Annotated in this window: 8 protein-coding genes; all 8 read left to right on the top strand. The window is 67.8% G+C overall.

From position 1 onward, the window contains the following. The first annotated feature begins 390 nt into the window (after positions 1-390). Genes AX756_RS21590 through AX756_RS21555 form a run of 8 tightly spaced genes read left to right on the top strand, consistent with a single transcriptional unit; the run spans position 391 to position 9436 of the window. Complete coding sequence (locus AX756_RS21590; protein WP_197431107.1) at positions 391-1758, top strand: site-specific DNA-methyltransferase; 1368 nt, start codon at positions 391-393, stop codon at positions 1756-1758. Further along, a complete protein-coding gene (locus AX756_RS21585) occupies positions 1758-2327 on the top strand; it encodes a hypothetical protein (RefSeq protein WP_068316987.1) in 570 nt (189 codons plus the stop codon). Before AX756_RS21590 ends, AX756_RS21585 begins: the two co-directional genes overlap by 1 nt. Then, positions 2324-3055: a phospholipase D-like domain-containing protein gene (locus tag AX756_RS21580; protein ID WP_068316985.1), complete on the top strand. Its 732-nt coding sequence runs from the start codon at positions 2324-2326 to the stop codon at positions 3053-3055. The genes AX756_RS21585 and AX756_RS21580 overlap by 4 nt, the downstream gene beginning before the upstream one ends. Position 3056: 1 nt before the next feature. After that, positions 3057-3656, top strand: a complete 600-nt coding sequence (locus AX756_RS21575) for an elements of external origin (RefSeq protein ID WP_068316983.1) — start codon at positions 3057-3059, stop codon at positions 3654-3656. Then, positions 3643-5628, top strand: a complete 1986-nt coding sequence (locus AX756_RS21570; protein ID WP_068316980.1) for a phage terminase large subunit family protein — start codon at positions 3643-3645, stop codon at positions 5626-5628. The genes AX756_RS21575 and AX756_RS21570 overlap by 14 nt, the downstream gene beginning before the upstream one ends. Before the next feature lies 1 nt (position 5629). Continuing rightward, the gene (locus tag AX756_RS21565; RefSeq protein ID WP_068316977.1) at positions 5630-5839 is read left to right on the top strand and encodes a phage head-tail joining protein; all 210 of its coding nucleotides are present in this window, start codon (positions 5630-5632) and stop codon (positions 5837-5839) included. A gap of 26 nt (positions 5840-5865) precedes the next feature. After that, on the top strand, positions 5866-7383 hold the full coding sequence (locus tag AX756_RS21560) for a phage portal protein (RefSeq protein ID WP_231701132.1): 1518 nt from the start codon (positions 5866-5868) through the stop codon (positions 7381-7383). Positions 7384-7387: 4 nt separating this feature from the next. Continuing rightward, positions 7388-9436 (top strand): prohead protease/major capsid protein fusion protein, encoded by a 2049-nt coding sequence (locus tag AX756_RS21555; protein ID WP_068316972.1) that lies wholly within the window; start codon positions 7388-7390, stop codon positions 9434-9436. Positions 9437-9501 lie beyond the last annotated feature (65 nt).

Here is a 9501-nt window from a genome sequence, read left to right as displayed (position 1 = left end):
TTGGGCAGACTCTACATTACGGTGAGGGACTTTCCGGGGGGCAGGTCAGAGGCCGTTGGGAGGCCCCCGGCGCCCGATCCCCTCCCCGTGCTCGGGTCCTTCGCGGCCGGCAACGCTATGCGGGGGGGCATTTGCCCGGAAGTTCTCTGGCGACAGGGATTTTATTTGGGTCCGCACCCAGGGTCCGCACTTTGGGTCCGCGGGTCCGCACCATTCGGCTTCTCGCCCTGTTCAGCGGCTGAGATGTCGAGCGGGACCGGGAAGTTCGGCGCCCGGTCCTGCATCAAATCGTTTCGAGAAAGTCTTCGGAGCGCGGCTGTCCTCGTGATCGCCGCGCTCCGGTGCGTCTGGGGGGATGGTCATGAACAACTGGCGGGAAGGAATACCGGCTTGCAGATCGAGATGATGGCGACGGAGCGGCTCGTGCCCTATGCACGCAATGCCCGCACGCATCCCGAGTGGCAGATCGCGCAGATCTGCGCCTCCATCGCCGAGTTCGGGTTCACGAACCCCATTCTCGCGGCCGGAAATGGCGAGATCATCGCCGGTCACGGACGCCTTCTGGCAGCGCAACGGATGGAACTGGCCGAGGTCCCGGTCATCGTGCTGGACCATCTGTCGGACGCGCAGCGCCGGGCACTGATCATCGCCGACAACAAGATCGCGGAAAACGCCGGCTGGGACGAGGATCTGCTGCGCCGCGAGCTGGCCGCGCTGCAGAAGGAGTCTTTCGATCTCGATCTCATGGGCTTCTCTGATGCCGAACTGGAGGAACTTCTGGCCGGCGCGCCGATCGAGGACGAGGACGGGGCATCGGTTTTGCCCGGCGATCCGGACTTCCTGCCGGAACCGCCGCGAGCGCCGGTCTCGGTGCGGGGCAACATCTGGCTCCTGGGCGATCATCGCCTGATGTGTGGCGACAGCACGAAACGGGGAGATCTCGAGGCGCTCTGCCCGGACGGGCCGGTCGACGCCTGCTGGACCGATCCGCCCTACAACGTGAACTACGAGGGTACGGCCGGTTCGATCCGGAACGACAACATGGGCGACACGGAGTTCCGGCGGTTCCTGACGGATGCCTTCTGCTGTGCCTTCGCGGTGATGAAGAGGGGTGGTCCGATCTACGTCGCGCATGCGGATACGGAAGGCTTCAACTTCCGCGGCGCGTTCCGCGATGCCGGGTTCAAGCTCTCCGGCTGCCTGGTCTGGGTGAAGCCGTCGCTGGTGCTGGGGCGCTCGGACTACCAGTGGCGGCACGAGCCGATCCTTTACGGGTGGAAGCCGGGCGCGGCGCATAAATGGTTCGGGGGCCGCGCGAAGACCACGGTGTTCGAGGATGGACGCGAGCCCTTGCGCCTCATGGCGGATGGGACCGTGCAGGTCGATGTCGGCGACCAGGTGGTCACCATCGCGGGCGAGAACCTGACGATGGAGACCCATGACGGCTCGGTTCTGCGCTTCGACAAGCCGGCGCGGAATGGCGAGCATCCGACCATGAAGCCGGTTCGGCTGATTTCCGACATGCTGGGCAACAGCACGTCGCGCGGGCACCGGGTTCTCGATCCCTTCGGCGGATCCGGTTCCACGCTCATCGCCTGTCAGGAGATGGGCCGGCGGGCGCGGCTGATGGAACTCGACGAGAAGTTCTGCGACGTGATCGTCAACCGCTGGCAGCAGTTTACCGGCGGCGAGGCCATCCTCGAGGGCGACGGCCGCAGCTTCGAGGACATCGCATCCTCGCGCGCGAGGGCGGCGTGATGTCGGCCTGCCTGCTCGGATCGATCCTGGTGCCGGATATCGCCCATCCCCGGCCGCAGGATGTGGATCCTCGCTTCCTGATCCTCCGCCTGGCGGAGATGCGGCGCTTCTCGGGCAATCCGGCCGCGCTGACCGTGGCGGAGCACCAGACCTTCTGTGCCCTGCTGGCCGATGACATGGGGATGTCCGAGCCAGCGGTGGAATGGGCCGGCCATCACGATGACCACGAATTCGCGACGGGCGATCTGGTTTCGCCACTGCAGCGTGCCATCGGTGCGGAGCAACTGTCGGCGGTCCAGCAGCGCTGGGATGTCGCCATCGCTCGGCGGCTCGGGCTTCGGGAACCGACCGGCACCGTGCGCGCCGAGGTGGCAGAGGTCGACCGGATCGCGCTCGGCGTGGAGTGGATGATCTGTCTCGGGCGGAAGCTCGACGAGCTGGGGATCGAGGTTGAAGGCGGGCCGCTCGGCCGGGCCTCCCGGATCCTCGTCGAGGCGGTGCTGACCGATGATCGCTGGGAGGAAATCCGGGAGGGACGCGAGTTCCTGAAGATGGGGGTCGCGGGATGAAACAGTCTCGGCCGCGCGCCCTGCGCTATGCCACCGGCCGGATCCGCCGCGTTGTGCATCGCACCGGCACGGCTGCGCAGGTGATCGGACCGCTTTCGCCCGGCGTGCGGGTGACCGGTCTGACGGCGGGCCAGTTCTCGGCCGTCGATGCCATGGAGCACATGGTGGACGAGCTGGGACCGGCCGCTGTCCGCGTCTCGACCTGGACCACGGGTGTCTACGATGTCGAGCGGACGCGGGCCATCCGGGTACAGGGCCGGATCACCGATATCCGGATGCTGCTGGATCGGGGCACTTTCGAGAAATCGCCCAAATATGCCGGGCCGCTGATCGAGATGCTGGGCGTCGATGCGTTCCGCTGTCTGTCGGTGCATGCGAAGATCATCATCGTGACGGGTGAACGCGGCGCGGCGGTTATGCGGTCCTCGATGAACCTGAACAAGAACCTGCGGACGGAGCAGTTCGATATCGACTGCGAGGCGCCGGATGGCGAGGTGGTCGGCCTCTATTCCGGCTGGTTCGATGCGCTCTGGGACGAGTCCGGGCGCAGCCAGGACAACCGGGCGATCATCAGGGCCGTCTATGACCGCTATCTCGCGGACCCGGCCGAGGAGAACGTAAGGCCACGGCGCAGGAACCCCGTGGCCGGCGGGAAGGACGCACAGGCGCCGCGCATCGAGGATGCCTCCTTCTCGGTGGATGAGCTGATGCGCTTCATCGGGGACTGAAATGGGACTTTCGCGCCGCGCATATGCCGCCCATCGCAAGGAGCGCAGGCTTCCGGGCGGTTCGGAGAAGGCGGTGCGCAATGCCATCGCCTCGGGCCGGATCGAGGTGGGGCCGGATGGCACCATCGACCCCGAACGCGCCGATGCGCAATGGGCCATGCAGACGGATCCGGCAAAGCAGCGCACCGAGGTCGCTCCGGCTGGCGCGCCGGAACCTGCCGCGAAGAAACCCGTGCCGCAGGCGGCGATCGACGCGGTGCAGGACACGCTGCGGGATGCGGGCGAAGCCGCGCCGGAGGGCGATGGCGGTCAGGTCTCCTACATCCGGGCACGGATGGCGAACGAGGTTCTGAAGGCGCAGACCGCACGGGTCCGGCTGCAGAAGATGAAAGGCGAGTTGGTCGACCGGACACGTGCCACGACCACGGTCTTCGATCTGGCGCGACGCGAGCGGGACGCCTGGATCAACTGGCCGCCGCGTGTCTCCGCCAACATGGCGGCGGAGCTGGATGTTGAGGCGCATCTGATGGAACAGGTGCTGGATCGTCATATTCGCGAGCATCTGGCCGAGCTTGCGGAGATACGGATTGAGCTCCGGTGAGGCATTCGAGGGTGCCGAGGATATCCGCCGTGCCTGGCTGGGAGGTCTCGCGCCCGATCCGCCGCTCACGGTCTCGCAGTGGGCCGACCGGCATCGGATCCTGTCCTCGCGGGCGGCCTCCGAGGCCGGGCGCTACCGGACGGCGCGAACGCCTTTCATGCGCGCCATCATGGATGCGCTCTCGCCGCGCGATCCGGCGCAGAAGGTCATCTTCGCCAAGTCGGCCCAGGTCGGCGCGACCGAGGCGGGCAACAACTGGATCGGGTTTTGCATGCATGCAGCACCCGGTCCCTTCCTCGCGGTGCAGCCCACCGTGGATCTGGCAAAGCGGCTCTCGCAGCAGCGGATCGATCCGCTGATCGAGGATTCGCCCACGCTGCGCGCGCTGGTTTCGCCGAACCGCGCGCGGGATTCGGGAAACACGGTGCTGGCAAAGCGGTTTCCCGGCGGGCAGCTCATTCTGGCCGGGGCGAACAGCGCCGTGGGCTTGCGCTCGATGCCGGCGCGCTGGGTGTTTCTCGACGAGGTCGATGCCTATCCGGGCGATCTCGATGGCGAGGGCGATCCGGTCGCGCTGGCGGAGGCCCGTACCAACTCCTTCGGGCATCGGAGCAAGGTATTCATGGCGTCGACGCCCACCATCGCGGGAATGTCCCGCATCGAGCGGGAATACGAGGCGAGCGACCGGCGGCGGTATTTCGTGCCGTGTCCGCACTGCCTTGAGCCGCAATGGCTGCAGTTCGAGCGGCTCCGCTGGGAGGCAGGCCGGCCGGGAACGGCGGTCTATGTCTGTGAGCATTGCGACGCTCCCATCCAGGAGCGGCACAAGACCTGGATGATGGACGAGGAGAACGGTGCCGAGTGGCGACCCACGGCCGATCCCGAGCAGATCGAGCGGGCGCGCGAGGCGCGGGTCGTGGGTTTCCATATCTCGGGGCTCTATTCGCCGCTCGGCTGGCTCTCCTGGGAAGATATCGCGCGGTCCTGGGAGGAGGCGCAGGGCAACGATGCGGCGCTGAAGACGGTCCGGAACACGATTCTGGGCGAGACCTGGCAGGAGCGCGGCGAGGCGCCGGACTGGCAGCGGCTCTACGAGCGGCGCGAGGCCTGGCATCTCGGCATGGTGCCCGAGGGGGCGCTGGTGCTCACGGCCGGCGCGGATGTGCAGCGGGACCGGATCGAGATCGATATCTGGGGCTGGGGCCGCGGCATGCAGTCATGGCTCGTGGATCACGTCGTCCTCGACGGCGATCCGGCCCGACAGGAGCTCTGGGACGATCTGACGGGACTTCTGTCGGAGACCTGGCCGCTGGCCTCGGGCGAACGCATGGCGCTGGCGCGGCTCGCGATCGACACCGGCGACGGTCAGACCACCGATGCGGTCTATGCCTGGTGCCGGGCGATGGGGCGCGGTCAGGTGATCGCGATCAAGGGCGTTGGCGGCTTCGACCGGTCGATGCCGGTCGACGGGCCGACCTATGTCGAGACCACGGAAGCCGGCCGGAAGATCCGGCGCGGGGTGCAGCTCTGGAAGGTCGCGGGCGCGGTCTTCAAGTCGGAGACCTATCGCTGGCTGCGGCTCAATGCGCCCACCGACGAGGAGATCGCCGAGGGCGCGGACTGGCCGGCGGGCTTTGTCCATTTGCCCTTGGGTACAACGGCGGAATGGCACAAGCAGCTGACGGCCGAGCAGCTGATGACGCTGAAGACCCGCACCGGCGGGCAGAAGCTCGAATGGCAGCAGATGCGGGAACGCAACGAGGCGCTCGACTGCCGGGTCTATGCCCGCGCGGCGGCCTGGCTCATGGGTGTCGATCGATGGGACGAAGCGCGCTGGCAGGACATGGAGGCGCAGCTGAATACCGGTCTCGACGAGGCACCGCCCGCGGGGCGCCCGAACAGAGCAAGGCAACAGACGAGGAAGCGGTCATCCGACTGGATGGGGCCGCGCCAGAGGGGAAAGTGGTTCTGAGATGGCATGGACAGAAGCTGAGCTCGACGCTCTGAAGACAGCTTACGCGTCGGGCACCACGCGGGTCAGCTATGACGGCAAGACCGTCGAGTATGACAGCCAGGCCGGGTTGCTGGCGCGGATCCGCACCATCGAGGCGGAGGTGCGCGCCGCCTCGGGCAAGGCGCCGCCGGTTGCGGGCTTCGCCTCCTTCCGGCGGTGCGCCCGATGAAACGTCAGACAGGATCTGCTCCGGAGGTGCGCTGGGGCTGGCTCGATGCCGGGCTTGCCTCGGTCGCGCCGAGGATCGCGGCGCGGCGCTATGCGGCTCGCGTAACCATCGCCAATCTGCGGCGCGGCTACGAGGCGGCGGCGCGCGGGCGCGGCACCGATGGCTGGCGGGCCTCCGGCACGGCGGCGGATGCGGAAATCGCCACGGCCGGGCCTGTGCTGCGGGACCGGATGCGGGAGCTGGTGCGGAACAATCCGCTCGCGGCGCAGGCGGTGCAGGTTCTGGTCAACAACATTGTGGGGCCCGGCATCGAGCCGCGCGCCGTGACCGGCGACGAGGAGACCGACAGGCGGATCGATGCGCTCTGGGCCGGATGGGCGAAGCGTTGCGACGCGCATGGCCACACGGATTTTCAGGGGGTGCTCGGGCTCGCGGTACGCGAGATGATCGAGGGCGGCGAGGTCTTTGCGGTGAAACGGGCCCGGCGGCGGCGCGGCGGAGAGGTGCCGCTCGAGATCGAGCTGCGCGAGGCCGATCATCTCGACGCGGCACGGTTCGAGGATCGGCCGGGCGGCGGGCGCATCTCCCAGGGGATCGAGTACGATCGCAACGGCCGGCGCGCTGCTTTCTGGATGTTTCCCGACCATCCGGGCAACCGATCGCCGGTCTTCCAGCGCACTCTGGAGTCGGTGCGTGTGCCGGCTTCCATGGTCGCCCATCTCTTCGAGCGGCAGCGGGTGCAGTCGCGCGGCGTTCCCTGGGGCGCGCCGGCCATGCTGAGCCTGCGCGATCTGGGCGACTGGCAGAATGCGGAGCTGGTCCGGAAGAAGACCGAGGCCTGCATGGTCGGCATCGTCTTCGGGGCGGAGGACGAAGGGCAGCAGAGCATCGCGCCGAGTGTCGAGGATTCGGACGGCAACCGCATTGAGCAGTTCGAGCCGGGCCTCATCGCCTATGCGCGGGGCGGCAAGGACATCAAGTTCAACCAGCCCGGCTCCAGCGCCGGGATCCGCGAGTGGAACATGGTGCAGATGCACGTCATCGCGGCGGGCTTCCGGGTGCCCTACGCTTTGATGACCGGCGATCTGAGCCAGACCAATTTCTCGAGCAGCCGGGTCGGCATCAACGAATTCCGGCGGATGATCGAACAGCAGCAATGGCACACGGTCATTCCGATGTTCTGCGAACGGGTCTGGGAATGGTTCTGCGAGGCGGCCTGGTCGGCGGGCCTCATTGCTTCCCCGGATATCCCGGTCGAATGGGCGCCGCCGCGCTTCGAGAGCGTGAACCCCTGGCAGGATGCGCAGACCGACCTGCTGGAGACCCGCGCGGGCTTCACCTCGCTGTCGCAGCAGATCGCGAAGCGCGGCTACGATCCGCGGTCGATCCTGCAGGAGCAGGCGAGCGTTCTGGCGCTGGCCGATGAGCTGGACCTGGTGCTCGACAGCGATCCGCGCCGGGTGACGCGGGCCGGTCTCGCGCAGGCCAATGCGCCGGGCGAGGAGGAGCCGGACCCGCCCGCCGGCGGCAATCAGAAGGACTGAAACCATGGAACGGCAAACACGGGACCTGCCCCTGATCGGGCGGGCGGCGGAGCTGCGCCCGGACTCGATCGACCGGGAGGCGCGGACGGTCGAGATCGTCTGGACCACCGGGGCGACGGTGCAGCGCGTCCGCTGGGAGGGCTGGGACGATCGCATCGAGTTCGACGAGGAACTGCTCGTCTCCCCGGAGGCGGTGCGGCTCGAGCGGATGAACGCCGGCGCACCCTTCCTCAACAGCCACAATGCCTGGCGGCTGGAGAATGTGCTGGGCTCGGTGGTGCCGGGCTCGGTCCGGATTGAGGGCGGGCATGGCTATGCCACCATCCAGCTCACGGATGCGCCGGATGCGGCCGGGATCGTGCAGCGCATCCTCGAACGGACCGTTCGCAACGTCTCCGTGGGCTACCGGGTCCATCGCTACGAGATCACCAAACGCGACGGCGAGCGCGAGCACTGGCGCGCCGTCGACTGGGAACCCTTCGAGGTCTCGGCCGTGGCGATCCCCGCGGACCATGGAGCACAGACCCGCGCCGCGGAGGCGCCCGCGGGATCTCTCACACCCTGCGTGCTGGCTCAGACGCAGGAACATCGGAAAGGACAGAGCATGAGTGAGCGGAACCAGGCGGCGGCCGGCGATGAAACCCGCGCCGCGCAACAAGGTGAACAGACCCCCACCACCGGTACCGCCCCGGCGGCCACCGCCGAGGAAACGCGTAGCCATCCGCAGGAACTGGTCATCGACGGGGATGCCATTCGTGCCGAAGAGCGCACCCGCGTTGCCACCATCACCGCGCTCTGCCGCCGGCATGGCCTCGAGGGCGCTGTCGCCGATGGGCTGATTTCGCGCGGTGTCTCGCTCGACGAGGCGCGCACCGCCATTCTCGACGCCATTGCCGAGGCCGATCCGCTCGAGGGTCGCGTGCACGAGCCGGCGCCCGCACAGGCACGCGGCGATGGCGGGCGTGACGCCGCCTATCGCGACGCGGTCTCAGAGGCACTGCTGCATCGACACGATCCGGGCCGGAATGAGCTGACCGCGTCGGCGCGCGAGTTCCGAGGCATGACACTATTGGAGATGTCGCGCCACGCGCTCGAACGCTCGGGCATCTCCACGCGTGGCATGTCGCGGATGGAGCTTGCCGGGGCGGTGTTCCAGCAGCGAGCCGCCGGCCTGCATGCCACGGGGGATTTCACGGCGATCCTCGCCAATGTGGCGAACAAGACCCTGCGGGGCGCCTATTCCTCCACCCCGCGCACCTTCGGGTCCTGGGCGCGGCGTGCGACCATCACAGATTTCAAGCCGGTCCAGCGCACGCAGCTCGGCGGCGCGCCTGATCTGGAAAAGGTGCTGGAATCGGGCGAGTTCCAGTACGGGACCATGGGCGAGGCGAAGGAGGTCTATGCGCTGGCGACCTATGGCCGGATCATCGGCATCACCCGCCAGACGCTGATCAACGACGATCTCGACGCCTTCACCCGCATTCCTGCCGCCTTCGGGGCATCGGCCGCGGATCTTGAGTCGGATATCGTCTACGCGATCCTGATGCAGAACCCGGCGATGGGCGATGGCACCGCACTCTTCCATGCAGATCATGGCAATCTCGGCACCGCCTCGGTCATCGACGAAGCGGCACTTTCGGCGGCCTGGCGCGCCTTTGCCGAGCAGACCGGCATCGAGGGGCGCAAGATCTCGATCCTGCCTTCGCAGATCATCGTGCCGCCGGGGCGCCGGTCGCTCGAGGCGCGCAAGCAGATCACGGCCACCACCCCGGTCAGCACCTCGGACGTCAACACCTTCGCCGGCCGGCTGCAGGTCATCGAGGAGGCGCGGCTCATTCCCGATGCCGGTGAGGATCCGTGGTTCCTCGCCGCCGATCCCTCGCGGATCGACACGGTCGAATATGCCTATCTCGACGGTCAGGAGGGTGTCTTCACCGAGACGCGCATGGGCTTCGAGGTCGACGGCATCGAGATCAAGGCCCGGCACGATTTCGCGGCCAAGGCGATCGACTGGCGCGGCCTCTACAAGAACGCCGGCGCGGCACCGGAATGATCCGGCTCCGGCCGTGATCGGCCGGCGCCCGCTTTTTCCTCCCTGTTGGGCGGGCGCCGGTTTCT

Source organism: Aliiruegeria sabulilitoris, assembly GCF_001558155.1.
GTDB classification, from domain to species: Bacteria; Pseudomonadota; Alphaproteobacteria; order Rhodobacterales; family Rhodobacteraceae; genus Tropicimonas; species Tropicimonas sabulilitoris.
The sequence above is the reverse complement of the archived record's forward strand: the minus strand, read 5'-3'. Positions and strand labels throughout refer to the sequence as shown.